The sequence below is a fragment of the Pseudomonas fluvialis genome (assembly GCF_002835605.1).
In the GTDB taxonomy this organism is placed as follows: Bacteria; Pseudomonadota; Gammaproteobacteria; order Pseudomonadales; family Pseudomonadaceae; genus Aquipseudomonas; species Aquipseudomonas fluvialis.
In genome coordinates, this window is sequence record NZ_PIYS01000001.1 from 53,671 (window position 1) to 78,693 (window position 25,023).

23 protein-coding genes and 1 pseudogene are annotated in these 25,023 nt (G+C 64.3%); 12 read left to right on the top strand and 12 right to left on the bottom strand.

Annotated elements, in window-relative coordinates; genetic code table 11:
- Window positions 1-195: 195 nt before the first annotated feature.
- Window positions 196-4,224, bottom strand: a complete 4,029-nt coding sequence (gene hrpA, locus CW360_RS00280) for an ATP-dependent RNA helicase HrpA (RefSeq protein ID WP_101192344.1) — start codon at window positions 4,222-4,224, stop codon at window positions 196-198.
- A gap of 109 nt (window positions 4,225-4,333) precedes the next feature.
- On the opposite strand from hrpA, the gene CW360_RS00285 reads away from it, so the two are divergent.
- Entirely contained in the window at window positions 4,334-4,720 is a 387-nt protein-coding gene (locus CW360_RS00285; RefSeq protein WP_101192345.1) for a hypothetical protein, read from the top strand.
- 9 nt (window positions 4,721-4,729) lie between these two features.
- Here CW360_RS00285 and CW360_RS00290 read toward each other — a convergent pair whose 3' ends face one another.
- From CW360_RS00290 to CW360_RS00300, 3 genes are read right to left on the bottom strand one after another with little or no spacing between them, the layout of a single operon-like run.
- Window positions 4,730-5,419 (bottom strand): ABC transporter ATP-binding protein, encoded by a 690-nt coding sequence (locus tag CW360_RS00290; RefSeq protein WP_101192346.1) that lies wholly within the window; start codon window positions 5,417-5,419, stop codon window positions 4,730-4,732.
- Window positions 5,412-6,635 carry an ABC transporter permease gene (locus CW360_RS00295; RefSeq protein ID WP_101192347.1) on the bottom strand — a complete coding sequence of 408 codons (1,224 nt, stop codon included), beginning with the start codon at window positions 6,633-6,635 and terminating at the stop codon, window positions 5,412-5,414. The genes CW360_RS00290 and CW360_RS00295 overlap by 8 nt, the downstream gene beginning before the upstream one ends.
- A 3-nt stretch (window positions 6,636-6,638) precedes the next feature.
- Window positions 6,639-7,814, bottom strand: a complete 1,176-nt coding sequence (locus CW360_RS00300) for an efflux RND transporter periplasmic adaptor subunit (RefSeq protein ID WP_101192348.1) — start codon at window positions 7,812-7,814, stop codon at window positions 6,639-6,641.
- 189 nt (window positions 7,815-8,003) lie between these two features.
- Here CW360_RS00300 and CW360_RS00305 point away from each other — a divergent pair, with 189 nt between their 5' ends.
- Window positions 8,004-8,207, top strand: coding sequence for a hypothetical protein (locus CW360_RS00305; protein ID WP_093986732.1), 204 nt, complete (start codon window positions 8,004-8,006; stop codon window positions 8,205-8,207).
- A 1-nt stretch (window position 8,208) separates the two neighbouring features.
- Here CW360_RS00305 and CW360_RS00310 read toward each other — a convergent pair whose 3' ends face one another.
- The gene (locus CW360_RS00310) at window positions 8,209-9,675 is read right to left on the bottom strand and encodes a helicase HerA-like domain-containing protein (protein ID WP_101192349.1); all 1,467 of its coding nucleotides are present in this window, start codon (window positions 9,673-9,675) and stop codon (window positions 8,209-8,211) included.
- A 224-nt stretch (window positions 9,676-9,899) separates the two neighbouring features.
- Here CW360_RS00310 and CW360_RS17220 point away from each other — a divergent pair.
- Both CW360_RS17220 and CW360_RS17225 read left to right on the top strand, forming a co-directional pair.
- Window positions 9,900-10,790: pseudogene (locus CW360_RS17220) on the top strand (HAMP domain-containing protein); the annotation flags it as partial.
- Window positions 10,791-10,880: 90 nt separating this feature from the next.
- Complete coding sequence (locus CW360_RS17225) at window positions 10,881-11,645, top strand: methyl-accepting chemotaxis protein (protein WP_371870496.1); 765 nt, start codon at window positions 10,881-10,883, stop codon at window positions 11,643-11,645.
- 49 nt (window positions 11,646-11,694) lie between these two features.
- On the opposite strand, the gene CW360_RS00320 is transcribed toward CW360_RS17225, so the two are convergent.
- From CW360_RS00320 to purU, 3 genes are read right to left on the bottom strand one after another with little or no spacing between them, the layout of a single operon-like run.
- Complete coding sequence (locus CW360_RS00320; protein WP_093986729.1) at window positions 11,695-11,904, bottom strand: hypothetical protein; 210 nt, start codon at window positions 11,902-11,904, stop codon at window positions 11,695-11,697.
- The gene (locus CW360_RS00325) at window positions 11,879-12,301 is read right to left on the bottom strand and encodes a CBS domain-containing protein (RefSeq protein ID WP_093986728.1); all 423 of its coding nucleotides are present in this window, start codon (window positions 12,299-12,301) and stop codon (window positions 11,879-11,881) included. The genes CW360_RS00320 and CW360_RS00325 overlap by 26 nt, the downstream gene beginning before the upstream one ends.
- Window positions 12,302-12,338: 37 nt before the next feature.
- Entirely contained in the window at window positions 12,339-13,190 is an 852-nt protein-coding gene (gene purU, locus CW360_RS00330; RefSeq protein ID WP_101192351.1) for a formyltetrahydrofolate deformylase, read from the bottom strand.
- A gap of 385 nt (window positions 13,191-13,575) precedes the next feature.
- On the opposite strand from purU, the gene mvaT reads away from it, so the two are divergent.
- Window positions 13,576-13,959: a histone-like nucleoid-structuring protein MvaT gene (gene mvaT / locus CW360_RS00335; RefSeq protein ID WP_101192352.1), complete on the top strand. Its 384-nt coding sequence runs from the start codon at window positions 13,576-13,578 to the stop codon at window positions 13,957-13,959.
- 54 nt (window positions 13,960-14,013) lie between these two features.
- Here the strand turns inward: mvaT and sbcB are convergent, their stop codons facing one another.
- Window positions 14,014-15,450: an exodeoxyribonuclease I gene (gene sbcB / locus CW360_RS00340; RefSeq protein WP_101192353.1), complete on the bottom strand. Its 1,437-nt coding sequence runs from the start codon at window positions 15,448-15,450 to the stop codon at window positions 14,014-14,016.
- Window positions 15,451-15,695: 245 nt separating this feature from the next.
- Between sbcB and CW360_RS00345 the strand changes: the two genes are divergently transcribed.
- The 6 genes from CW360_RS00345 to CW360_RS00370 are packed head-to-tail and all read left to right on the top strand — an operon-like array spanning window position 15,696 to window position 22,562.
- Window positions 15,696-16,463 carry an RDD family protein gene (locus CW360_RS00345; protein ID WP_101192354.1) on the top strand — a complete coding sequence of 256 codons (768 nt, stop codon included), beginning with the start codon at window positions 15,696-15,698 and terminating at the stop codon, window positions 16,461-16,463.
- The gene (locus tag CW360_RS00350; RefSeq protein WP_101192355.1) at window positions 16,460-17,440 is read left to right on the top strand and encodes a stage II sporulation protein M; all 981 of its coding nucleotides are present in this window, start codon (window positions 16,460-16,462) and stop codon (window positions 17,438-17,440) included. The genes CW360_RS00345 and CW360_RS00350 overlap by 4 nt, the downstream gene beginning before the upstream one ends.
- Window positions 17,427-18,995, top strand: a complete 1,569-nt coding sequence (locus CW360_RS00355; protein ID WP_101192356.1) for a DUF4129 domain-containing protein — start codon at window positions 17,427-17,429, stop codon at window positions 18,993-18,995. Before CW360_RS00350 ends, CW360_RS00355 begins: the two co-directional genes overlap by 14 nt.
- On the top strand, window positions 18,992-20,170 hold the full coding sequence (locus CW360_RS00360) for a DUF4350 domain-containing protein (RefSeq protein WP_101192357.1): 1,179 nt from the start codon (window positions 18,992-18,994) through the stop codon (window positions 20,168-20,170). The genes CW360_RS00355 and CW360_RS00360 overlap by 4 nt, the downstream gene beginning before the upstream one ends.
- Complete coding sequence (locus CW360_RS00365) at window positions 20,167-21,234, top strand: AAA family ATPase (RefSeq protein ID WP_101192358.1); 1,068 nt, start codon at window positions 20,167-20,169, stop codon at window positions 21,232-21,234. The genes CW360_RS00360 and CW360_RS00365 overlap by 4 nt, the downstream gene beginning before the upstream one ends.
- The gene (locus CW360_RS00370) at window positions 21,231-22,562 is read left to right on the top strand and encodes a DUF58 domain-containing protein (RefSeq protein WP_101192359.1); all 1,332 of its coding nucleotides are present in this window, start codon (window positions 21,231-21,233) and stop codon (window positions 22,560-22,562) included. Before CW360_RS00365 ends, CW360_RS00370 begins: the two co-directional genes overlap by 4 nt.
- Before the next feature lie 5 nt (window positions 22,563-22,567).
- Here CW360_RS00370 and CW360_RS00375 read toward each other — a convergent pair whose 3' ends face one another.
- From CW360_RS00375 to CW360_RS00385, 3 genes are all read right to left on the bottom strand, one after another.
- Window positions 22,568-22,927, bottom strand: coding sequence for a PilZ domain-containing protein (locus CW360_RS00375; protein ID WP_101192360.1), 360 nt, complete (start codon window positions 22,925-22,927; stop codon window positions 22,568-22,570).
- A gap of 83 nt (window positions 22,928-23,010) precedes the next feature.
- On the bottom strand, window positions 23,011-23,442 hold the full coding sequence (locus CW360_RS00380; protein ID WP_101192361.1) for a DUF4124 domain-containing protein: 432 nt from the start codon (window positions 23,440-23,442) through the stop codon (window positions 23,011-23,013).
- 30 nt (window positions 23,443-23,472) lie between these two features.
- On the bottom strand, window positions 23,473-23,865 hold the full coding sequence (locus CW360_RS00385; RefSeq protein WP_093986716.1) for a tetratricopeptide repeat protein: 393 nt from the start codon (window positions 23,863-23,865) through the stop codon (window positions 23,473-23,475).
- Between the two features lie 171 nt (window positions 23,866-24,036).
- Between CW360_RS00385 and CW360_RS00390 the strand changes: the two genes are divergently transcribed.
- A complete protein-coding gene (locus tag CW360_RS00390; RefSeq protein WP_101192362.1) occupies window positions 24,037-24,945 on the top strand; it encodes a universal stress protein in 909 nt (302 codons plus the stop codon).
- Window positions 24,946-25,023 lie beyond the last annotated feature (78 nt).

A 25,023-nucleotide genomic window follows, 5' to 3' on the forward strand; every position in this document is an offset into this window, starting at 1 on the left:
CAGGCTGGCCCGCGCTGCCTGCTGGTTATACTGCGCGCCACAAACAGCCGGCAAGACGAGCAATACACCTGTGCTCGGATTGACGTACCTGGCAGTAGCAGACTAACCGTAGCGAAAAGGTGCCCCCTATTCCTAGGGCCAAGCCTGGCGGCGCAATGGGCTGCATGAATAAATAACCAGAGCGGCAGCCTGGCCTTAGCTCTCCACCACAGACCACTGCTTGGCCAGGCGTTTGTCCGACACGGCCATCCTGGTGCCCAGCTGCTGGGCGAACAGCGACACGCGATACTCCTCGAGCATCCAGCGATACAGGGTCAGCTGCGGGTCGCGCTTGCCTTCCTGGGCATGCTTGGCGACGCGCGCCTGGTATTGCTCCCAGGCAGTACTCAGCTCGCCGGTCCACACCCGGTCGCGCTGCACCTGCCCCCCCACCTTGTCCAGACGCTGCTCGACGGCCTTGAGGTAGCGCGGAATCTCCTTCAGCCACTCACCCGGTGTCTCGCGCACGAAGCCGGGGTAGACCAGATTGGCCAGTTGCTGCTTGATGTCGTTGAGCGCCATGGCCTGGGCCAGGTCGATCTTGCCTTTGAAGCGCTTCTGCAGGCCGTGGGCAAGCTTGAGGATGTCCAGGGTGAGCCTGGCGATGCGCTCGGCGTGACTGGTCCAGTCGCCACGCTTGCGCTCGGCCAGCTGCGCCAGAGCGGCGCCGTCGCGCGGCAATGTCGCCTCGCCGTCGAGGATGCAGGCATCGAGGCTGGCCAGCAGGATGTCCTCGACCAGCGCCTCGGGGCGGCCCATTTCGCGGTACAGCAGGCCCAGCTCGGTGAGCCCCGGCAGCTTGCCGCGCAGGTACTTGGCCGGCTCGGCCAGCTGTTGCAGCAGCAGTTTCTGCAGCGCGCGGCGGTGCTGGTAGTCGGCCTCGGCCTGGGTCGGGAAGCGCCCTTCCTTGACCACACCGCCCTCTTCCACTAGCGCCGGGAACACCGTCATGGACAGGCCGGCGATCTTCTGCTGGGTCTTCTCGGCGACCTGGGCAAAGGCCTTGGCCTCGACCGGCTTCTGTTCCTGCTTCTGCTGCGGCATGGCCAGTGCGGCCTGGCTGGCCTCGGCGAAACGTGCGCAAAGCTCGGCCAGATCGCGACCTTCGCCAAGGAACTTGCCGCGCGCATCGACCACCTCGATGTTCATCTTCAGATGATTTTCCAGCTGCGCTGCCGCCTCGACCCACGCCTCTTCGGGCACGCGGGCACCAGTCATGCGGGTCAGTTCGCGACCCAGCGACTCGGCCAGGCTGCCCTGGCCGAAGACCATCTTGGAGAGTGCCGCGCCGACGAAGTCCGGCACCGGCACGAAGTTCTTGCGCAGCGCCTTGGGCAGGCCGCGCACCAGGGCGATGGCCTTGGCCTCGATCAGGCCCGGCACCAGCCACTCCAGCCGCTCTGCGGGTAATTGCGGCAACAGCGGCGCCGGTACGCGCAGGGTCACCCCGTCGCGCGGGTGGTTGGGCTCGAAGTGGTAGGCGAGCGGCAGTTGCAGCTCGCCCAGGGGGAGAATGTCCGGGTACTGCGCGGCGGTCACTTCCTTGGCGTCGCGCGCCAGCACGTCTTCCTCGCGCATGATCAGCAGCTGCGGGTTCTTCGCGCCTTCGCTCTTGTACCAGTGCTCGAAGGTCGCGGCCTGGTGGATCTCCGCCGGGATACGCGCCTCATAATAGGCGTAGAGGGTTTCCTCATCGGCGAGGATGTCGCGGCGGCGCGCCTTGGCCTCCAGCTCGTCGAGGCGCTCGAGCAGCGCGCGATTGGCCGTCAGGCACCTGGCGCGGCTGTTGATCTCGCCGCGCACCAAACCCTCGCGGATAAACAGCTCGCGCGAGGCGACCGGGTCAACCGGGCCGAAATGCACCGGACGGCGGCCGACCACGATCAGGCCGTACAGGGTGACCTGTTCAAAGGCCACCACCTGGCCACGGCGCTTCTCCCAGTGCGGCTCGAAGTGGTTCTTCTTGATCAGGTGGCCGGCCAGCGGCTCGATCCAGTCCGGCTCGATCCTCGCCACCATGCGCGCGAACAGCTTGGTGGTTTCCACCAGCTCGGCGGTCATCACCCAGGCCGGCTTCTTGCGCCCGATCACCGACGAGGGGTGAATCCAGAAGCGCCGCTGGCGCGCGCCGAGGTAGTCGCCATCCTCGCTCTTCTGGCCAATCTGGCTGAGCAGACCGGAGAGGATCGCCTTGTGCACCGCGGCGTAGCTCTTGGCGCGTTGCGCCGCCTCGCTGGCCTCGGCCTGCTCGCGGGTGATGGCGTTGACCTTGCTGTCGGTAGTCGGCTTGGCCTTCGCCTCGCTCTGAGCCTGGCGCTCGCGCTTGCCTTCCACTTTGCTCGCCGACAACTGCAGCTCGCGGGCGATCAGCACCAGTTGGCGATGGGCGTCGCGCCATTCGCGCAGACGCAGGTAATTGAGGAAGTTCTTCTTGCACCAGTTGCGCAGCGGGTTGCTGCCCAGCTCCTGGCGCTTCTCCTCGAAGCCGCGCCACAGGTTGATCAGCGCGGCGAAGTCCGAGTCCACATCCTTCCACTGCGCATGCGCCTGGTCGGCGGCCTGCTGGCGGTCCATCGGCCGCTCGCGCGGGTCCTGCACCGACAGCGCCGAAGCGACGATGAGAATCTCCTCCAGGCTGCCGAGCTTGGCCGCCTCCAGCACCATGCGCCCCAGCCGCGGGTCGATGGGCAGGCGCGCCAGTTGGCGCCCCAACGGCGTGAGCTGGCCCTCGCGATTCACCGCCGAGAGTTCCTGCAGCAGGTTGAAGCCGTCGCTGATGGCCTTGCCATCCGGCGACTCGATAAAGGGGAAGTCTTCGATGCTGCCCAGGCGCAGATGGAGCATCTGCAGGATCACCGCCGCCAGGTTGGTACGGAGGATTTCCGGATCAGTGAATTCGGGGCGGGCGAGGAAGTCCTCCTCGCTGTACAGGCGGATGCAGATGCCCGGCTCGACCCGGCCGCAACGGCCCTTGCGCTGGTTGGCACTGGCCTGGGAAATGGCCTCGATGGGCAGGCGCTGCACCTTGGCGCGGTAGCTGTAGCGGCTGATGCGCGCGGTGCCAGAGTCGATTACATAGCGGATGCCCGGCACGGTCAGCGAGGTTTCCGCGACGTTGGTGGCCAGTACGATCTTGCGCGCGCCCATCGGCGCGAAGATCTTCTGCTGCTCGGCCGGGGTCAGCCGCGCGTACAACGGCAGCACCTCGGTCAGGCGCAGGTTGGCCTTGCGCAGCACCTCGGCGGCCTCGCGAATCTCGCGCTCGCCGGGCAGGAACACCAGCACGTCGCCAGGACGCTTGCCCTCGGCGCGCTCATGGGCAGCAATCTCGTCCAGCGCGGCGAGGATGCCCTGGTCGACGGTCAGATCGTCGAGCAGGCGCTCGCCCTCCTCGTCCACCTCGGCGGCCAGCGGGCGATACCAGGTCTCCACCGGGTAGGTGCGGCCGGACACCTCGATGATCGGCGCATCGTTGAAGTGCTTGCTGAAGCGCTGCAGATCGATGGTCGCCGAGGTGATGATCAGCTTGAGGTCCGGACGGCGCGGCAGCAGGGTCTTCAGGTAGCCGAGCAGGAAGTCGATGTTGAGGCTGCGCTCATGCGCCTCATCGACAATGATCGTGTCGTACTTCTCCAGGTAGCGATCGTGCTGGGTCTCCGCCAGCAGGATGCCGTCGGTCATCAGTTTGACCAGGCTGGCGTCGCCGGAATGGTCCTCGAAGCGTACCTGGTAACCGACCAGCTCGCCCAGCGGGCTGCCGATCTCCTCGGCCACGCGGGTGGCCACGCTGCGCGCGGCCAGACGGCGGGGCTGGGTGTGGCCGATCAGGCCATGCACGCCACGGCCCAGCTCCAGGCAGATCTTCGGCAACTGGGTGGTCTTGCCCGAGCCGGTCTCGCCGGCAATCACCAGCACCTGATGTTTCTCCAGCGCAGCCTTGATCTCGTCGCGCTTGGCGGCGATCGGCAGGGCATCGTCGTAGCGGATCGCCGGAATGCTCTGCCGGCGCGCCTCGACCCGCGCGCAGGACGCCTGCAAACGCTCCAGCCACTGCGCCAGCCGGGCCTCATCGAGCGGTCCCTTGCGCAGCTCATGCAGCTGGCGGCGCAAACGATGCCGATCCACCAGCAAGGCCTGGCCAAGGTTGTGCTGCAGGGTCTCGAAGTCGGGCGTGGCGTGGGTCATGGCGTGGATCGGCTGAACAAAGGGTGGCGATTGTCGCAGATTTTACCCGCTGTCCGGGCCTGCCCTGTGTTGCAATAGCACCTGCCCATTTCGCAAAAGGACCTGCACCGTGTTGCGCCAACTGTTTGCCTGCGACTTTTATGTACAAATCATGCCCGACGCTTTTCAGCTGACACTGCTGGAGCCGCCCTATCCACAGCTGCAGGTACAAGCCAACCCGGGCTTCACCAGCTCGCGCCTGCTGGTCGGCCAGTTCAGCCAGGCCAGCCGCTGCCTGCGTGAAGCGCTGGGTCAGTTGCCCGGCAAGGGCTGGGTAAAGCGCAGCCCACGGCTACTGCTGCATCCCATGGCCCTGTGCGAGGGCGGGCTGAGCGAGGTGGAAGAGCGCCTGCTGCGCGAGCTGGGGTTGTCAGCCGGTGCCCATCAGGTGCGCTTGCATCTGGGCAACCCGCTCAGCGCAGAGCAGGCCCAGGCCTTGCTACGCCAGGCTGCCTGAACTCGACATTCAGGGCTGGATGCGCCCATCCACCAGGACCACCTGCCGCGCGCAGCGCGCTGCCAGGCGCGGGTCATGGGTGACCAGCAGGATGGCACAGTCAAACTGCTGGTTGATTCGCTCGAAAAGACTGAACACTCCCTCTGCGCTGCGGCTGTCCAGATTGCCGGTCGGCTCGTCGGCCAGCAGCAGCGGCGGTCGGGTGACCAGGGCACGGGCGATGGCTACCCGTTGCTGCTGACCGCCCGACAGTTGCCCCGCCGGCTTGTCGGCAAACGCACCAAGACCGACTTCACCCAGCAGCTCGTGCGCCAGCTGGCGCTGCTCGGCGCTGGGCCGGCCGCTACGGATCATCAAGGGCATCAACACGTTGTCCAGCACACTGAAGGCACTGATCAGGTGGTGAAACTGGAACACGAAACCCAGGGCCTGGTTACGCAGTCGCGTGCGCTGTGCGTCATCCAGCCGCGAGGTGGCCTGGCCCAGCAGGTACAGCTCACCACTGCTCGGCTGATCGAGCAGGCCGATCTGGTTCAGCAAGGTACTCTTGCCAGAGCCGGACGGGCCGATCAGCGCGCACAACTCACCACCCCGCAGGGTGAGCTCGATGTCTTGCAGCACCCTGCTCTCCTGAGGCGTGCCTGGGTTGTAGACCTTGCCCAGCCCTTGCAGGCGCAGTATTTCACGCGATTCAGACATAGCGGATGGCCACCGCCGGATCGAGGAGCGCGGCGCGGCGCGCCGGCCAGGCCGCTGCCAGCACCCCACTGAGACTGGCCACCAACATGGCCAGGGGAATCAGATCAGGAGCCACACTGATTTCAAAAAGCCGCTTGCCAAACAGATTGAACAGCTGGATCAGTCCCCAGCCGGCCAGGCCGCCCACTGCAGAACCACACAGGCCGAACAGACCACCCTGGATCAGGAAAACCCGCAGGATTTGCCCACGCGGGCTACCCATGGCCCGCAGGATGCCAATCTCACGCGTGCGCTGAACGACGCTGACCGCCAGCACGCTGGCAATACCGAAAGCCACCGAAATGCCGACGAACAAGCGAATCATCTGCGTGGTCATGCTCTGCGAACTCAGCGCATTGAGCAGCTGTCCATTGGTCTCCATCCAGCTCTGCACCTTCAGCCCGGTCAGCCGTTGCAGGCGCTGGGCCACCTGCTCGGCCGCGAAGATGTCATCCACCGTGGTTTCCAGCACGGTCACGCCACCCGGCAAGTCGAGCAGGGTTTGCGCCTGTCTGAGTTCCAGGTAGACATAACGGGTGTCCAGCTCGCGGACCCCCAGCTCGAAGATGCCGACAATATCCACTACCGCGTCACGCCCGCCCCCCGCGTCCAGGCGCAGCTTGTCGCCGATGCCCAGGCCCAGTTCCTCGGTGAGCTGTTGACCAATCAGCGCCTGGTCGGCGGCCAGGCGCAGCGTGCCGGCACGCATGTGCCGCTGCAACGGGATGATCCGCAGGTAGCGCGGCAGGTCCACGCCGAGCAGGGCTACCGAGGTACGTGCCACGCCACGCCGGGCCAGCGCCGGACCACTGACTACCGGCGAGACTGCCCGTACCTGAGGATGCTCGTCGAGCAGTGCCAGCAGCGCCTGCCAGTTGCTGATCGAGCGCAAGCGCTGTGCGCGTGGGCTTTCCCGCAGCAACAACTGGCTGCCATCGGCCAGCGGAGCCAGGCGGTTGAACTCATCCGGCGGCAGGATGCGGATATGCGCCTGACTACCCAGGGTGCGCTCCACCACGTTGGCCTGCAGGCCAGTAATCAGCGCGGTGATAAAGACGATCACCGCCGAGCCGACGGCAATCCCCAGGATGATCAGCAGGCTTTGCTGGCGGTTTTCGAGGAGAAAGCGCAAGGCAATCAGCCATTCCGTCCAGTGTGTGCGCCAGGCTTGCGGCATGCGCTACTCCTGCTCCGCCGCCAACCCAGGCAATAGGCGCACGCGTACCTGCTGCCCCACTTGCGCTGGCTCTGCCAGCAGCAGATCGCCTTCCGCAAGGCCGTCGAGCACTTCGCTGTGACTGTCGCCCTGCAGCCCCAGACGCACGCTCAGTGCTTCCACGCGACCATCACGCACCCGCTGCACCTGCGCCTGGCGCCCTTGGCGCTGCAACAGTGCGTCATTGGCCAGCACCAGGGCCTGCTCGCGGCGGGCGGTTTCGATATTCACCGAGACGGTCATGCCGTAACGCAGGAAGTCGGCCGCTTCAAGCAACTCCAGATGCACATCGAGGGTCCCGCGACTGCTGTCGACATTCGGTGCAATGAAACTAACCCGCGCGGCCAGCCACTGTTCGGGGTAGGCATCAGCCGCCACCTGGGCGGGCTGCCCCAGCGCCAGGGCGGCAATATTCTTTTCATCCAGCGGCAGGATGATCTCGCGGCTGTCGGCGCGGGCAATCTGCAGCAGGGTACGCCCCGGCTGCACCAGGTCGCCCGGTTCCACGGCACGGTTCTGCACCGTGCCCGCTACCTGGGCATGGATGCGCGTCTTGGCCAGATTGGCCCGCGCCGCCTGCAGGCGCTGTTCCAGCACCTGTTGCTCACTACCGCCCGGCGCCAGGGCCGCGGCAGCCAGCTCGGCGCGTTCCAGCGCCACACGCAGGCTGCGCTCGATACGACGGGCCTGCTCCAACTGCTCCAGTGACAGCAACTGGCGCTGTCGCAAGGCCTCGCGCCGCTGGTACTCGCGCAAGGCCTGGGCATGGTTGTGGCGTGCCTCGCGTAAGGCCGCCTCAGCTTGCGGGCGCAACGAATCAGTCAGCTGACGCAACGCTGCCTCGGCTTCCGCCAGGCGTGCGCGCTGCTCGTCATCCTGCAGGCGCAGCAGCAACTGGCCGGCCTGCACCGAGTCGCCCTCACGTACATAGCGTTCGGCCACCACCCCGGTGATCTCGCTGCCGACCTGGGCCACCGACTGATTACCCACTTCGCCGCTGGCCACCACGCGCTGGACCAACGGGCGCAGCTCCAGACGGTACGCCGCCACTTCCGGGCCACGCGCAACCTGCCACAACCACCAGGCCAGCACAGTGCAGAGAATCAGTAGCCAGACAATCAGTGAACGCGCAGCGGACACGGGACTCTCCACGGGCAAGGCTCAGGCATCGATGCCCGGCAGCTTACCGCAAGCAACGCCTGGCCTGCACTTGCGAGGCTGGGGCGAATCAGCGAGGATGCGCGGCGCGCGGCCCTGCACGCCGCGCCCAACTGTTGCGGTGGCGGTTCTCCAGCCTGCCCTGCGCTGTTTTGATCTGTGGAAGAGCCCGTGAACAAAGACCAACTGCGCGCTGAACTGGAGCGTCAGGCGCAACGTTACAAGGATGTCTATGGCGGCGAAGTGACCCTCTACGCCGCCCAGCCGGAACCCGAACGCAAACCCTGGCGCAAGCGCCCCTCGGTACAGGACCAGGCGTTTGCCAGCGAACTGGAAAAGATCGCCAGGGACTTGCAAGCACCCGCCGAGCCCTGACTCAACGCTTGCCGAGTAGCGACCCCAGCAAGCCACGCACCAGCTGCCGCCCCAGTTGGTTGGCCGCCTGACGCACCGCACTCTTGAGCACCTGCCCGGCAACCTCACCCAATGCCTCCAGGGCCGGAGAGCCGGCACCCGGCACGGGCTGGCCGGTCGCCTGCGCGGGGGTCGCCTGCAGGGCGCGTTCGCGCAGCATTTCGTAGGCCGAGTGGCGATCAATCGCCTGGTCATAACGCTCGCGCAACACCGAATTTGTAATCAGCGCGCGACGTTCCTCGGCCAGCAACGGGCCGATGCGCGACTGCGGCGGGGCAATCCACACATGCTCGACGCGCCCGGGAATGCCGCTGCTCTCCAGGCTGCTGATCAGCGCCTCGCCAATGCCCAGTTCACTGAGACGGCTGCGCGTATCGAACGCCGGGTTGCTGCGAAAACCATCAGCCACCGCCTTGAGGCTGCGTTGCTCGGCCGCCGTGAAGGCACGCAGGCCATGTACGATGCGCAATCCCAACTGGGCCAGTACCGGATCGGGCAGGTCGCTGGGGCTCTGCGTGACGAAATACACCCCGACGCCCTTGGAACGGACCAGCCGCACCACCTGCTCCAGGCGCTCCTGCAAGGCTTTTGGGGTGTCATGAAAAAGCAGGTGTGCTTCATCGAAGAACAGCGCCAGTAAAGGCCGCTCGGCATCGCCACGCTCGGGCAGTTGCTCGAACAGCTCGGCCAGCAACCAGCACAGGAAGATCGCGTACAGCTTGGGCGATTCGTGGATCAGCCGGCTGGCATCCAGCAGATGAATCATCCCGCGGCCATCAGCGGCCGGCTGCAACAGATCGGCCAGTTGCAGCGCCGGCTCACCGAATAACGCTTCGCAGCCCTGCTGCTCCAGCGTCGCCAGCCGCCGCTGCAAGGCCTGTGCCGAGGCCTTGGTGAACAGCGCGGCATCCTCGCCAAGCACCGCGGGCTGCTCGCCAAGATACTGGAGCAAGGCCTTGAGGTCTTTCAGATCCAGCAACAGCAAGCCATCGCGATCCGCCACGCGAAATACCGCATAGAGCGCGGCCTGCTGGCTGTCGCTGAGCTGCAGCAGGCTGCCCAGCAGCAGCGGGCCCATTTCGCTGAGGGTGGTACGTAGCGGATGGCCGGTCTGCCCATGCACATCCCAGAGGGTCAGCGGGTAAGCCTGGCTGCGGTAGTTGAGGAAACTCATCTGGGCAATACGCTCGGCAATCTTGCCCTGCGGGGTAGCGGCTGCTCCCAGGCCACACAAATCACCTTTGATATCGGCAGCAAACACACTGACCCCGGCATCACTGAAGCCTTCGATCAAGCGCTGCAGGGTCACGGTCTTGCCGGTGCCGGTGGCTCCGGCGATCAACCCATGACGATTGCCCAGGCGCAGGCTCTGGCCTTGCGGCTGGCCATCGGCACGCGCGCCCAGCAGCAACTCGGTGATTTTTTCCATCTTGTCTTCCTGTGGGTTCAAGCTTTACTCAACAGTAACCGATAACCCGGCTGGAGCCACCTCACCTGGACATAGAAGCCATGCTCAAGAATCTGAAATTTCGCCACAAGATCTTGCTCGCCGCCTCGCTGGTAGTGATCGGCGCCTTCAGCCTGTTCACCCTGTACAACGACTACCTGCAGCGCAACAGCATCAACCGCAACCTCGACGGTTACCTCAACGAGATGGGCCGGGTCACCGCCAGCAACATCGAAAGCTGGCTGTCCGGGCGCATCCTGCTGGTCGAGGCCCTGGCACAAAACCTGGGCCGGGACCGTAGCCAGCAGGCCCTGGAGTCGCTGCTGGAACAGCCGGTGTATGGCAAGACCTTCATGTTCAGCTACCTGGGCGCCGATGACGGCAGCTTCACCATGCGACCTGACGATGAAATGCCCGCCGACTATGACCCGCGCACCCGCCCCTGGTACAAGGATGCTATCAGCGCGGGAGGCAGCACGCTCACCGAGCCCTATATCGATGCCTCAACCGGCCAACTGATCATCACCATTGCCAGCCCGGTTCGCGAAGCCGGCCGCCCGGTCGGCGTGGCTGCCGGCGACCTGAGCCTGGATATTCTGGTCAAGACCATCAACGCCCTGGATTTCGGCGGCATGGGCTATGCCTTTCTGGTCAGCAGCAACGGACAGATTCTCGTCCATCCGGACAAGTCGCTGGTGATGAAGAACCTGCGTGACCTGTTCCCGCAGAACACCCCGGCGATCAGCAGCCGGCTCAGCGAAGTCAGCCTCAATGGCCAGCCACGCCTGCTGACCTTTGCCGCCATCAGTGGTTTGCCCTCGGTGCAATGGCATATCGGCCTGTCCATCGACAAGAACAAAGCCTATGCCTCGCTCCGCGAATTCCGCGCCACCGCATTGGTCGCCACGCTGGTCGCCGTGGTGCTGATCATCTTCCTGCTGGGCCTGCTGATTCGCGTACTGATGCGTCCGCTCAATCAACTGGGACGCGCCATGCAGGACATCGCCCAGGGCGAAGGCGACCTGACCAAGCGCATCCACAATGACAGCAACGACGAGTTCGGTATGCTGGCCAGCGCCTTCAATCGCTTTGTCGAACGCATCCACGCCTCGATCCGCGAAGTGTCCTCGGCCACCCTGCAGGTCAACGAAGTGGCCAAGCTGGTGGTGAACGCCTCCAACTCGTCCATGCACAACTCCGATGAGCAGGCGCAGCGCACCAACAGTGTCGCCGCGGCGATCAACGAGCTGGGCGCGGCCGCCCAGGAAATCGCCCGCAACGCCGCCGACGCCTCGCACCAGGCTTCCACCGCACGCCACCTGGCCGAGGACGGCCGCAATGTGGTCGAACGCACCATCAGTGCCATGAACGAGCTGTCCAGCAAGATTCGCAGCTCTACCCAGAACATCGAGGCGCTGAACAGCCGCACGGTGAACATCGGGCAGATCCTCGAAGTGATCAAGGGCATCTCCGAACAGACCAACCTGCTGGCCCTCAACGCTGCCATCGAAGCCGCCCGCGCGGGCGAAGCCGGGCGAGGCTTTGCCGTGGTCGCTGACGAGGTTCGCAACCTGGCCCACCGCACCCAGGAGTCGGCCCAGGAAATCCAGAAAATGATCGAGGAGCTGCAAGTGGGTGCCCGCGAAGCGGTCGGCACCATGAGCGAAAGCCAGCATTACAGCGAAGAGAGCGTAAAAATTGCCAACCAGGCCGGCTCCAGCCTGGGCAGCGTAACCGAGCGCATCGGTGAGATCGATGGCATGAACCAGTCGGTAGCCACCGCCACCGAAGAACAGACTTCGGTCATCGAGTCGCTGAACATGGACATCACCGAGATCAATACGCTCAACCAGGAAGGCGTGGAAAACCTCAACGCCACCCTGCGTGCCTGCACCGAACTGGAGCAACAGGCTGCACGCCTCAAGCAACTGGTGGAGAGCTTCAAGATCTGAAGTAGCGGCGCACAAAAAAGCCGAGCAAGTGCTCGGCTTTTTTGTGTCGTTACGCCTTCTGCGTATCTGCCTGAGCAGCCAGCCAGGCCTGCCAGGCGCAAGCAGCACCAGGGAACTCGGTACCGTGCGCCTCGCTCAGTTGCTCCGGGTCAAAGCGCCGGGTGCAACCTTCGCCAAGGGTCGCCGGCATGCCGGCGGCGCCACGCTGCAGGGCGGCCAGCGAGGCCGCCTGTTCAGCCGCGGGATCTGCCTTGCTCATGCAGGGCAAACTCCTTCACCGCACGCAACACGTCGTGCCGACTGATCTGTCCGACCAGCACACCGTCATCGACTACCGGCAGACGACGTCGACGGCCGCGCAGGAAGCGTTCGGAGGCCTCGATGATATCGGTCTGCGAGGTGACGGTTTCCACCTCGCGCGCCATGTAGGCACTGACGTTGCCACCGACTTCCTCGTGATAGGCCCCGGCCAGGATGCCACGCAGGCAGTCACCCTCCGAGAGCAAGCCAATCAGGTGACCCTGAGAATCGACCACCGGCGCACCGGAGATATTGTGTTCGAGCAGACGATTGATCGCCGTGAACAGGTCCATATCCGAGCGGAAGGTCACCAGATGGCGGGTCATGTAATCCCCGACCTTGATCGACTTGAGCATGTGCGCTCTCCTTGTTGGCGTTGAACCGGGTGGCCGGTCAGTCGAACACCACGGTTTTGTTGTCGTGTACCAGTACTCGGTCTTCCAAGTGATAGCGCAAGCCACGGGAAAGCACCATCTTTTCCACATCCTTGCCGAGGCGAACCATGTCCTCGATGCTGTCGCGATGACTGACCCGAACCACATCCTGTTCAATGATCGGGCCAGCATCCAGCTCGTCGGTAACATAATGGCAGGTGGCACCAATCAACTTGACCCCGCGCAAGGAAGCCTGGTGATAAGGCTTGGCCCCGACGAAGGACGGCAGGAAGCTATGGTGGATGTTGATCACCCGCTGGGCAAAACGCTCGCAAAGTGCTGGCGGTAATATTTGCATATAGCGTGCCAGGACAATGGCGTCAGCCTGTTGCTCCAGGACCAGGCGCTCTACCTCGGCAAAGGCAGCGGCTTTATCTTGCGGGTCGACCGGCACATGGTGATAGGGAATGCCATGCCACTCGACCATGCTACGCAGCGTATCGTGATTGGCGATCACGCAGGGAATGTCACAATCCAGCTCGCCGCTGTGCCAGCGATGCAGCAGGTCAGCCAGGCAGTGCGACTCGCGACTGGCCATCAGGACCACACGCTTACGCTGGCTGGAGTCGGTCACCCGCCACTCCATCTCGAACTCCCGGGCGATCGGCGCGAAGGCCTGACGAAAACCCTCCAGGTCGAACGGCAGCGAATCGGCACGGATCTCATGACGCATAAAGAACCAGCCACTCTGGTTATCCGAGTGGTGGCTGGCTTCCGTGATCCAGCCATTGTAGGTAGCCAGGAAATTACTGACCTTGGCAACAATCCCAACACGGTCCGGACAGGCAATGACCAGACGAAACGTACGCATGAACAGGCTCCCGCTCTAGGTAAAGCGCCATTCTAGCCAGTGCCGTGGACGAAAGGCACGGTAAACGCCGAGCAAATGCAGCACAGGCAACTCGGCAGGGCAGATCGCCCCCTCAGGGCGCGCCGCACATCATCAATAAGCGCACCGAGCATTTTGTCGTTTTTATATGACACATACCGTAACCTTGAATAGAAGGTCACGCCTGTTAATTATTGCTTATTTATTCAAGCCAGCATTTACAGGCTCATGCAGGCTGACTAACATTGCCGCCAATGTTGTGTTTGTCTGTTGTAGCCAACATGACAGTTCAGCGTGTCGAATAAATCTTTCGGCAGCGTCTGCGCAACCCGATTCTTTTTATCACTGCAACACACGGGATATATCCATGAGCACGTCGCTGATCAGTGAATACCGCGCCACCCAGGAAGCCATTGAGGAACTGCAACAACGTCTGCAAGCCCTGTCGCAAGACCAGAAACTGCAACAGGAACTGGAGTTCGAGCAGAAACTGCGTGCACTGATGGCCGAATATGGCAAATCGCTGCCGGCCATTATTGCCATTCTTGATCCGCATGCAGCCAAGCACAGTCGTGCCAGCCAGCCGGCCAAGGCCAGCAGCAGCCGTCGCAGCCGCAAGACCAAGCAGTACAAAAACCCCAACACCGGCGAAGTGATTGAAACCAAGGGTGGCAATCACAAAACCCTGAAAGAGTGGAAAGCCCAATACGGCAATGACACCGTGGAAAGCTGGATGACCCTGCTGGACTGAATTTAGTCGTATTGAAAAATCCCCTGCTGGTCAGGGGATTTTTTATATCCGCGATTAATCCGGCTGCGCCAGTTGCGCCTGCAAGTCCTGCGCATAGCGTTGCCACTCAGCCAGCAAGCGATATTGGGCGTCACCCGCCTGCGCCATCGCCTGCGCCATCGCCCGTTCAAACTGTTCCGAGGTATTTGGCGCGGCGTATTGCGGATCACTCAGACGCTGCCGGCAAAATTGCCGCCAGCGCTGCCGTTCGGCCTGCGACAGGCTATCCGGAAAGTTGCGCGCGCGGTAACGAAACAGCAACTCGCCCAAACGCGCGTCATCGAACAGCCAGTCACCCTGTGCCAACTGTTCGGTACTGGCCTCGCGCACCTGCTGCACCAGACGCCGGTCACGCTCACCGAGAAAGCCGGCGTAGAGCTGCTGTTCGACATCTGCCGGCGCAAAGCCGGGTTCCTCGGCGTACAGCGCCGCCAGCTTGTCCTGCCATAGCGCACGCTGCTCGGCCAGTTGCCGGCCACGCTGTTGCAGATCAGCCAGGTCCAGACCGAGCCGCTGGCAATCGCTGTCACGCAGCACGTTCAGCGGCGCCAGCACCGGGCAACGGTTGATATGCACCAGTTTCAAGGGCACCGGCAACTCGTCGGCAGCCAGTTCGCCATGCCGGCGATACAGGCGCTGGCGCAGGCTTTCCGCATCCAGTTCCAGCAAGGGCCGGGGGTCCTGATGCAGGTCACAGACGATCAGCGCATTGCGATTGTGCGGATGCCAGGCCAGCGGCAACACCACCGCCAGGTAGTGACGACTGGCGGCAAAGCGTCCGGACACATGGAGCAGCGGCTGCAACAAACGGACCTGCGCCTGTACGGCATTCTTGCGACGCAAATCGTACAGGTACTGGTACAAGCGCGGCTGACGCTCCCGTAGCAGGCGGGCCAAGGCGATGGTCGCACGCACATCGGCCAGCGCATCGTGGGCCTGGCCATGCTCGATACCATTGGCAGCGGTCAGCAGTTCCAGGCGCAGGCTGACCTGCCCGTCCTGCTGCGGCCAGACCAATCCTTCCGGGCGCAAGGCATACGCCGTGCGCAACAGGTCGATGAGATCCCAGCGACTGTTACCACCCTGCCACTCACGGGCATAGGGGTCGATAAAGTTGCGCCAGAAGCTGAAACGGGTGACTTCGTCATCGAAACGCAGGCTGTTGTAGCCTGCCGTACAGGTCCCCGGCTGGACCATCTGCTGCTCGAGGCGCTGCATGAACTCCACCTCGGCAACGCCCTGCTCGGCCAGACGCTGCGGGGTAATGCCGGTTACCAGGCAGGCCTGCGGATGCGGCAGGATATCCTCGGACAACTTGCAGTAGAGATTGAACGGCTCGCCGATCTCATTGAGTTGTTCATCGGTACGTATCCCGGCCACCTGCAAAGGGCGGTCACTGCGCGGATCGATCCCGGTGGTTTCGAAGTCGTACCAGAAAATACTGGAAGTCACATGCACTCCATAGGTCTATTGCCCGCCTGTCCGTCGTTACGCCACCCTGGCCTGGCCTGGCCTGGCCCGGACACACCAGCGCGCAGTGTAGACTGCCCACCGACCAGCGGCTCCACTACGCAGTTTACCCGACCAGCGCTTGCCGGTCGGGCAATGGCTGATTAGCATGCACGGCTCATTCTCACCTGCACGCGCCTAAGGATGGTCGGCATGCTCACCCCCTACCTGCCCAGCTGCCTGATGGCATGCCCTGCAACAGGGGTTGCGGCTTGAGCCAGAGCTTCGCGCCTCCCGCCGCCGCGGCACAGCCTGCCCTGGACAGCTGCTATCAGGTGGAGACCCCGGAAGGCATCGACCTGCAGCTACGTCCGGCCGGTATCGTGCCGCGCGCACTGGCCTATACCATCGACCTGTTGATCCGCGCGTTGACCCTGCTGCTGCTATTCATCCTGCTGGCCTTTCTTGGCCGCTTCGGCACCGGCCTCGGGCTGATCCTGACCTTCCTGATCACCTGGTGGTACATGGTGCTGTTTGAAGTACTCAACCAGGGACGCACCCCCGGCAAATACTGGATGGGCTTGAGTGTGGTGCACGATGATGGAACACCCGTGGGCTGGAGTGCCTCCCTGTTGCGCAATCTGCTGCGCTTCGTCGACATTCTGCCGTTCGGTTATACCCTGGGCTTACTCAGCTGCCTGAACCATCCGGCGTTCAAACGGCTCGGCGACATCGCCGCAGGCACCCTCGTGGTCTATCGCGAAACCACCCTGTCCAGCCGGCCACCACTCCCCGAAGCTATCCCGCAACGTCCGCCTCTGCCCCTGCACCTGGACGAGCAACGGGCACTCATCGCCTTTGCCGAGCGGCATGAGCAGTTATCCACAGCCAGGCGCCAGGAGCTGGCGGCCATCGTCTCGCCACTCTTCGATGACGCCGCCCCCGCCGCCAGTGAGCAGGCACTCTATGGCATCGCCCACGGCCTACTGGGCCCGGCGCTGGACACCCCGTCATGAAGCAGACGCAGTTTGAACAACGCTACCAGGCGCACTGGCACGCCTTCGCGCTGCAGCTTGAAAGCCTGGAAAAAAGCCAGGTCTGCGACCCCGCACATCGCTCTTTCGCCAGTGCCTACCGCCAGATCTGCCAGCACCTGGCACTGGCCCAGGCGCGCGGCTACAGCAGCCACCTGATCGACCACCTGCAACGCCTGGCATTGCGCGGCCACCGCCAGTTCTATCGGCACCGCAGCAGCCTCCCCGGGCAATTGGCCGGTTTCCTGCTGCAGGGCTTTCCCCGCCTGGTGCGCCAGCAATGGCGTAGCGTGCTACTGGCCAGCCTGCTGTTCTATGGCAGCCTGCTGCTGATGGGTGGCCTGGTGTACAGCCATCCCGAGCTGGTGTACAGCATCATGGAGCCCAGCCAGGTCAGCGACATGGAACAGATGTACGACCCGGCCGCACGACGTATCGGCAAGCTGGCCGAACGCGACAGCAATGATGACTGGATGATGTTCGGCCACTACATCATGAACAACATCGGCATTGCCTTTCAGACCTTTGCCAGCGGCCTGCTGTTCGGGCTGGGCAGCCTGTTCTTTCTACTATTCAACGGTCTGATGATTGGTGCGGTAGCCGGCCACCTGACGCGCATTGGCTATCACGACACCTTCTGGTCGTTCGTCATCGGCCACGGTGCCTTCGAACTGACCGCCATTACCCTGGCCGGGGCGGCAGGCCTGCAACTGGGCTGGGCACTGATCGCCCCCGGCCGCCATGCACGCAGTGAAGCCTTGCGTCTGGCAGCTGCGCAGGCTGTAAAGCTGGTGGCCGGTGTGGTCATCATGTTGCTGATCGCCGCCTTCGTCGAAGCCTACTGGTCATCCATGACCCTGGCCAGCAGCTCGCTCAAGTACTGGGTAGGCGCGGCGCTCTGGCTGCTGGTCGCTATCTATTTCCTGGCTGTCGGACGAGGTACCCATGCGCCTGACTGACGCCACGGTGGTCATCCGCCCACGCAGCCAGTGGGAAGCCATGGACCTGGGCATACGCCTGGCACGCCGTCACGCCGGCCTGCTGATGGCCAGTTGGGCGATCATCACCCTGCCACTGCTCGGCCTGCTCAGCGCCCTGCTGTGGTCTTACCCGAGCATCGCGGTGCTGATCTTCTGGTTGCTCAAGCCAGCCTACGAACGCCTACCGCTGTATATCCTCTCGCAGGCACTGTTCGGCCATACCCCCAGCCTGTCGGCCAGCTTGCGCGCCTTGCCGGGCTTGCTCAAACCGCAGTTGCTGGCCAGCCTGACCTGGCGACGCCTGAGCATGACGCGCAGCTTCGATCTGCCCGTTCTGCAACTCGAAGGCCTGGCCGGCCAAGCGCGCAGCCAGCGCCTGGTGGTGCTCGGCCAGAAAGGCACCGCCGGCGCTACCTGGCTGACCCTGGTAGGCGTACACGTGGAAATGGCCCTGCTGTTCGGTCTGTTCGCCCTGCTCTACCTGATGTTGCCGATGCAGATGGAGATCGACTGGAGCTGGGAAAGCCTGATCAACCCGGACAGCCATCAGTGGCTATGGCTGGAGCACCTGTCCAACCTGCTCTACGGCCTGTTGCTGGTGATCTGGGGACCGGTGTATGCAGCCTGTGGCTTCACCCTGTACCTCAACCGCCGCAGCGAACTGGAAGCCTGGGATATTGAACTGGTGCTGCGTCGCCTGCGCCAGCGCGTCACAGGCAGCGCCTATGCCCTGCTATTGCTCGCCGGCCTGTTGCTCAGCCAATGGCCTGCCCCGGCACTGGCCGACGACATGCCCGTGCAGTGCCAGCCCGAGCAGCTGGCAGCCGACCACCCCGATGCGCCACGCCTGCAACTGCAGCACCTGGACAGCGAAAGTGCCCGTTATGCCATTGCCGGGCTGCTGGCCGAACCGCCCTTCGAACACACCGAACAGGTCACCCGCTGGCGTCTTGGCGACCCCCAGGAACTGGACGAAGAACGCGTAAAAGCCTGGGCCGAGCGACTCAAGGCCTTATTCGACTGGTGGGAGCGCAGCAGCGGCCTGGCCCTTGTGGTGGAGAGCCTGCTCTGGGGCCTGTGCCTTGGCTTGCTGGTATGGCTGGCCTGGCGCTACCGACAATGGCTGCAGGCCTTCGGCAGCCGTTTGCGACTGCCACGCCGCAGTCCGGCGGAAGTCCCGCCCAGCCAATTGTTCGGTCTGGAAGTCAGCCCACAAAGCCTGCCGCAGGACATTCCCGGCGCCGTGCTAGCGTTGTGGACAGAACAACCGCGCGCCGCCCTCAGCCTGCTGTATCGCGCCTTGCTCAGTCATCTGCTGCATGAGCGGCAGTTGCCGCTCAAGGCGTCGCACACCGAAGGCGAGGTACTGGCCCTGGTGCAGCGCCAGCAACATGAGCCTCTCAGCCAGTTTTGCCAACAGCTCACCACGCACTGGCTACAACTGGCCTACGGCCACCGCCTGCCCCCTGCAGACAGCTGCCAGGCACTCTGTGCACAGTGGCGCCAGCTGTTCACCACGGAGCCCCGCCCATGACTACGCGGCAACGCCAGTGGCTGCTCGGCGGCCTGCTGTTACTGGCTCTGCTGGGCCTGGCTGGCTACCTCTTCGAACAGCTACAACCCTACCAGAGCACCGTCAAGCACGGCCCAAGCCCGGAAGCCCGACGCAACCCCTACCTGGCCGCCGAGCACTTCCTGCGTCTGCAGCAGATTCCCGTGCAGCGCGCTGCCAACTTCTCCACCTTGCACGACCTGCCAGCCATGGGCCATAGCCTGCTGGTGCTGGGGGGGCGCAACAAGCTCAGCCCGACCCAGCAAAAGCGCCTGCTCGACTGGGCAGCCCGTGGCGGTCACCTGCTGTTCGTGGCCGAAGCCCTGTATGACGAGGAGCGCCAGGCCAGTGACGATCCGCTGCTGGACGCCCTGGGTATCCAGCAATACCGTACCGAGGAACTGCCCGAAGAGCACAGCGAGGACAGCTCGGCGCCACGCGACAACCCACATCCCGAACTGACCCGCCTGTACCTGCAGAACGAAAAGGCGCCGGCCTATATTGCCTTCGACGACGAGTTTCACCTGTACGACAGCCAGAACCGCGCCCATGCCTGGGCCAACAGCGCGGCGGCCACCCACTTGCTGCAGCTGTACCACGGCCAGGGCATGGTCAGCGTGCTCAGCGATGCCTGGATCTGGGAAAACGACAACATCAGCGGCTACGACCATGCCTGGCTGCTCTGGTACCTGACCCAGGACAGCCAGGTCACCCTGTTCCACGACGCCGAGCGTGATGGTCTGGGCAGCCTGCTACTGCGCCACTTCCCACTGGCTCTGCTGCTGCTCGCCCTGCTGCTGGGGGCCGGCCTGTGGCATGTGGCGCCGCGCTTCGGTCCGCTGCTGCCGTCCGCAGATCCGACGCGCCGGCAACTCGAAGAACACCTGCGTGGCAGTGCCGACTTCCTGCTGCGCCGTGCCGGCCAGCACAGCCTGCTGCAGGGCCTGCAACAGGACATCCAGCGCCGCGCCCGCCATCGCCAGCCCGGTTTTGAACGCCTGCCGGTAGCCGAGCAATGGCAGGTGCTCGGCCGGCTCAGCCGTCTTCCCAGCAACGCCATCAGTCAAGCCATGCGCCCGCTCGGCCAGCAGCCGCTGAGCGCCGCCGATTTCACCCGTCAGGTTGCCCACCTGCAACGTCTCAGGAATGCCCTATGAGCGAACATACCGCAGAGCCCACCCCGTCCCATGACGACACCGCGCCGGCCGTCGCTGCCGTGCCCCCCGCCGCCAGTGCGGCAACCCCGGCCAGTGCGCCAAGCAGCCAGCGGCAGCGTGCCAGTCAGTTGGCTCAGGCACTGCGCCAGGAGCTGCACAAGGCGCTGATCGGCCAGCAGGCGGTGGTCGAGGACGTACTGACCGCCCTGCTGGCCGGCGGCCATGTGCTCATCGAAGGGGTTCCCGGGTTGGGCAAGACCCTGCTGGTGCGGGCCCTGGCGCGCTGTTTCAACGGCGAGTTCGCACGCATCCAGTTCACCCCGGACCTGATGCCCAGCGACGTGACCGGGCATGCCGTATACGACCAGGCCAGCGAACAGTTCAAGCTGCGCAAAGGACCGGTGTTCACCCATCTGCTGCTGGCCGATGAGATCAACCGTGCGCCTGCCAAGACCCAGGCCGCCCTGCTGGAAGTCATGCAGGAGCGCCAGGTCACCCTGGAAGGCCGCCCACTGGCGGTGCCCCAGCCCTTCATGGTGCTGGCCACGCAAAACCCCATCGAGCAGGAAGGCACCTACCCGCTGCCCGAAGCCGAACTGGACCGCTTCATGCTCAAACTGCGCATGGACTATCCGGCCGCCGAGGAAGAACTCAACTTGGTACGCCAGGTCACCCGTTCGGCCAAGGCCGACATGCTCGAAGTCAATCCGCTGCGCAGCCTGCTGCAACCCCGTGACCTGCTGGCACTGCAAAAGATCGCCAGCGACCTGCCACTGGACGAGCAGGTACTCGACTATGCGGTACGCCTGGCACGCAGCACACGCAGCTGGCCAGGCCTGGCACTGGGCGCCGGACCACGCGCGTCAATCGCCCTGGTGCGTGGCGGCCGCGCACGTGCGCTGCTGCGCGGTGGCGACTTTGTCATTCCCGACGATATCAAGGGCTGCGCCCTGGCGGTACTGCGCCATCGCGTGCGCCTGGCGCCCGAGCTGGACATCGAAGGTCTGTCCGTAGACCAGGTGCTCAGCCAGCTCCTCGACCAGGTTGCGGCGCCGCGCCTGTGAAGCCCAGTCGCCGCCTGCTCGTCCTGCTCGGCACGCTGGCCGCCCTGGCGCTGCTGCAGGGGACTCTGCACGCCCTGCACGCGCCGCTGGCCGACCGCCTGGCCAGCCTGACCGGCGCCCTGCTGGCCACCCTACTGTTGGTGGCGCTGCTCGATGCCTGCTGGCTATGGCGCCTGCCCAGCCCCACCCTGCAGCGCCAGTTACCCGGCACTCTGCCGCTGGGGCGCTGGAGCGACGTACAGCTGACCCTGCACCACAGTCTGGCCCAGGCATGCCGTGTACAGCTGTTCGACGGCCTACCGGAGGGCATGGACAGCCAGGCCATGCCGCAACAGGTACAACTGCAAGCGGGGCGCTACAGCCAGTTCAGCTATCGCCTGCGCCCCCTGCGCCGCGGGCACTTCCACTTCACCAGCGCCGACCTGCTGCTGCCCAGCCCGCTCGGGCTATGGCTGGCCCGGCGACGTCTGGACTGCCCTGGCCAGGTGCGCGTTTATCCGGATTTCGCACGTCTCTACGGCGCCGAACTCATGGCCGTAGACGACTGGCTGAGCCGCCTTGGCGTTCGCCAGAAGCCACGTCGTGGGCTGGGCCTGGAGTTCCACCAGTTGCGTGAGTTCCGCGATGGCGACAGCCTGCGGCAGATCGACTGGAAAGCCACCGCCCGCAAGGGCACGCCGATTGCTCGCGAATATCAGGATGAGCGCGATCAGCAGATCCTCTTCCTGCTCGACTGCGGACGACGCATGCATAGCCGCGATGACGAGCTGGCGCATTTCGACCACGCGCTGAATGCCTGCCTGCTGCTCAGTTACGTCGCCCTGCGCCAGGGCGATGCAGTCGGTCTGTGCAGCTTTGCCAGCAGCACGCCGCGCTACATCGCACCGAACAAAGGCAATGCGCAGCTGGGCGTGCTGCTCAATGGCGTCTACGACCTGCACAGCAGCCTGCTGCCCGCCGACTTCAACCAGGCCGTCGAACAGGTCTTGTTGCGCCAGCGCCGCCGCGCACTGGTGGTGGTCATCAGCAACCTGCGCGACGAGGATGACGAAGAACTGCTCGCTGCCATGCGCCGCCTCAACCGCCGGCATCGCGTCCTGCTGGCCAGCCTACGCGAGCCGGTGCTCGACCGCCTGCGCCACAAACCGGTGGAAAACCTCAATGACGCCCTGGGCTATTGCGGAGCACTGGACTACCTCAACGCACGCGCCAGCCTGCATGAACGCCTGCTGGCCCATGGCCTGCCGCTCCTTGAAGCCACGCCTCAGCAGTTGGGCCCGCAGCTAGTCAGTCGTTATCTGGAGTGGAAAAAAGCCGGCGTATTCTGAACGCGTCAGGCCGAGGTGGGCAGGCAGCGAAAGCTGAAGTAGTGACGCAGCGCTGCGACCATCTGCACATACTCGGCCGGCGCGGTGACCAGGGCAAAGCCCGAGTCGAAATGTCCCGGGGTGAGATCCTCGCGGCTCCACTGGCAGGTGGCGTAGAAATCCACCAGATGCAACTGGCCATCATGGCCGGGGATCTTCAGGCGCATATCGAAGCGCGCACCCACCAGAATGGGCAGCTCGCTGATCAGCATCAGCCCTTCCAGGGAAATATTGCCGATATAGCCCATAGGCCTGTCGGTGATGCGGTTGAACACCTTCAGGTAGTAGGGCAACTGGTGCCGTTCGATTCGACGATGCGGGCGCATGCTGGCAGATCGCTAGTGGATGAGCCCTGAGTATGGTCGCATCCGGCCATCACAGCCAATCCAGCACACGACCTTTCATCGCCTCAGTCGCCGCATTGCTCAGCCACCCGCGCCTGCAATTGCTGCCGGGCCTTGGCCATCTGCGCATCACTGTAGAACTGCCGCTCACCCTGCTGATCCGTGCGGAAGAACAACCCCGGCTGGCTGATCCGGACCAGCTCGCGGCGCATCTGCTGGCACGCGTGCAGGCGTTGTCGCTGGCGTTCGGCCTGCTCCTCGCGTTGTTGCTGCTGTTCTTCCTGGCGGGCACGGAAAAACCGCTCGCTGCGTGCCTCACGCTCACGGGTGGCGGCATCCCGCTCCATCACCTGCGGACGCACATCCACTCTCTCGGCGTCGGCCGCCTGCGGACGCTGGCCAAAGTGCACGCGGCCCTGGGCATCGGTCCAGCGATAGATTTCCTGGGCCACGCTCAGGCTGCTGAGGCAGGAAAAAGTCAGGCACAGCATCAACATCCTTGGCATGCAGAAGTTTCCTTGAAAGGCTTAGGGTTTGCCCGGCAAGGGCTGATCCCGGGCAGTGCTGACCTGCACATCCGTAGCCGGCCAATGACCGAGCTGCTGCAAGGTATCCAGCCGCGCACGGGCGCGGAAGGCATACTCGCTGCGCGGGTAATGCTGGAGGATGAACTGGTAGGTCTGCCCGGCGTCGACAAACAATTGCTGGCGCTCCAGGCACTGCCCACGCAACAGGGAAACCTCCGGCTGCAGGTAGGGGCGCGCACGAATGCTCCGTTCAACCCGCGACAGGGCCAGTGCCACCGCGGCACAATCGCCGGCGGCATAGGCCCGGTAAGCCTCGTCCAGCTGGTGGTTGGCGGTCAGTCGGGTGCAGCCGGCCAGAAGCAGATACAGGCCGAGCAGGAAAAAGATTCGCATGGCAGGGTTCCTCCGTGTGCCAGTGTATCGGCTGGCGGGTCGTTTTCTCCAGCGCGGCGCAGGTCTGTGCAGCTCATGGCGTGGCCATTGGTCGCAGCGTGACGCAGATCAAGCCGCAGCCGGGCAAGCTAGGCTGCAATACAGGCCTAGCCTTTGCGAGGAATCCCTGCCATGCGTCTACAGCAACTGCTGGTCGTGCTCGACCCTACTCAGGAAGCCCAACCGGCACTCAATCGTGCAGCCTGGCTGGCCCGCCACAGTCAGGCCCACCTTGACCTGCTGCTCTGCGAGTTCACCCCGGCCCTGGAAGGTGCCTTGTGGCTGGACAGTACGCGCCTGGAGCAGGCCCGCAGCGACCTGCTCGCGCAGCGCCGTGCCTGGGCTGAACAATTGGCCGCCCCGCTGCGCGCCGAGGGACTGGATGTCAGCGTGGAAGTCCGCTGGGGCAAGTCGGTGCAGCAGACCGTGCTCGACCGCGTCGCCGAGCGCCAGCCGGACCTGGTGTTCAAGGCCAGCAAGAACCATGGTTTGTTGCAGCGCCTGTTCCTCAGCAACAGCTGCTGGCAGCTGATACGCAAGTGCCCGGTGCCTTTATGGCTGGTGCATCGTGCCGAATGGCAAGGCCACAAGCTGGCCGCCGCGCTCGACCCCATGCATGTAGCCGACAAGCCTGCTGCACTGGATCACCAACTGATTCGTACCGGCCAGGAGCTGGCCGCCAGTCTCGGCCTGGAAGCCCACTATCTGCATTGTTATGCCCCGCTGCCACGAACACTGGTCTTCGATGCCGAGCTGATCGCCGATTACGAAGGCTATGCACAACGCTGCGCGCAACAGCACCGCCAGGCCTTCGAGCAGCTGCTCGCCCCCTATGCGCTGCAGGCCCACCAGCAACACCTGCTGGAAGGCTTTGCCGAGGAGCGCATTCCCCAGTTCGTCGAACAGAGCGGCATCGACCTGCTGCTGATGGGGGCCGTATCGCGCAGCCATCTGGACCGGGCCTTGCTCGGCAATACGGCAGAACGCATCCTCGAGGCCGTGCACTGCGACCTGCTGGTGCTCAAGCCCAGCCAGACCTGAGGGCTGAACCGTCGGCGACGAGGTAGTGCGAGGCCAAGCATGACTACAGAGTCAGCGCGGTGTAGCCTCGCTGCACTC

Bases quoted from the DNA above. Each gene is read 5' to 3' on its own strand.
- purU (WP_101192351.1), bottom strand. From the start codon at position 13,190: ATGCGTACGTTTCGTCTGGTCATTGCCTGTCCGGACCGTGTTGGGATT.
- CW360_RS00295 (WP_101192347.1), bottom strand. From the start codon at position 6,635: ATGCCGCAAGCCTGGCGCACACACTGGACGGAATGGCTGATTGCCTTG.
- CW360_RS00365 (WP_101192358.1), top strand. From the start codon at position 20,167: ATGAGCGAACATACCGCAGAGCCCACCCCGTCCCATGACGACACCGCG.
- CW360_RS00385 (WP_093986716.1), bottom strand. From the start codon at position 23,865: ATGCGAATCTTTTTCCTGCTCGGCCTGTATCTGCTTCTGGCCGGCTGC.
- CW360_RS00350 (WP_101192355.1), top strand. From the start codon at position 16,460: ATGAAGCAGACGCAGTTTGAACAACGCTACCAGGCGCACTGGCACGCC.
- CW360_RS00320 (WP_093986729.1), bottom strand. From the start codon at position 11,904: ATGAGCAAGGCAGATCCCGCGGCTGAACAGGCGGCCTCGCTGGCCGCC.
- CW360_RS00390 (WP_101192362.1), top strand. From the start codon at position 24,037: ATGCGTCTACAGCAACTGCTGGTCGTGCTCGACCCTACTCAGGAAGCC.
- CW360_RS00355 (WP_101192356.1), top strand. From the start codon at position 17,427: ATGCGCCTGACTGACGCCACGGTGGTCATCCGCCCACGCAGCCAGTGG.
- CW360_RS00310 (WP_101192349.1), bottom strand. From the start codon at position 9,675: ATGGAAAAAATCACCGAGTTGCTGCTGGGCGCGCGTGCCGATGGCCAG.
- CW360_RS00325 (WP_093986728.1), bottom strand. From the start codon at position 12,301: ATGCTCAAGTCGATCAAGGTCGGGGATTACATGACCCGCCATCTGGTG.
- CW360_RS00345 (WP_101192354.1), top strand. From the start codon at position 15,696: ATGCCCTGCAACAGGGGTTGCGGCTTGAGCCAGAGCTTCGCGCCTCCC.
- CW360_RS17225 (WP_371870496.1), top strand. From the start codon at position 10,881: ATGCACAACTCCGATGAGCAGGCGCAGCGCACCAACAGTGTCGCCGCG.
- CW360_RS00290 (WP_101192346.1), bottom strand. From the start codon at position 5,419: ATGTCTGAATCGCGTGAAATACTGCGCCTGCAAGGGCTGGGCAAGGTC.
- mvaT (WP_101192352.1), top strand. From the start codon at position 13,576: ATGAGCACGTCGCTGATCAGTGAATACCGCGCCACCCAGGAAGCCATT.
- CW360_RS00360 (WP_101192357.1), top strand. From the start codon at position 18,992: ATGACTACGCGGCAACGCCAGTGGCTGCTCGGCGGCCTGCTGTTACTG.
- hrpA (WP_101192344.1), bottom strand. From the start codon at position 4,224: ATGACCCACGCCACGCCCGACTTCGAGACCCTGCAGCACAACCTTGGC.
- CW360_RS00380 (WP_101192361.1), bottom strand. From the start codon at position 23,442: ATGTTGATGCTGTGCCTGACTTTTTCCTGCCTCAGCAGCCTGAGCGTG.
- CW360_RS00375 (WP_101192360.1), bottom strand. From the start codon at position 22,927: ATGCGCCCGCATCGTCGAATCGAACGGCACCAGTTGCCCTACTACCTG.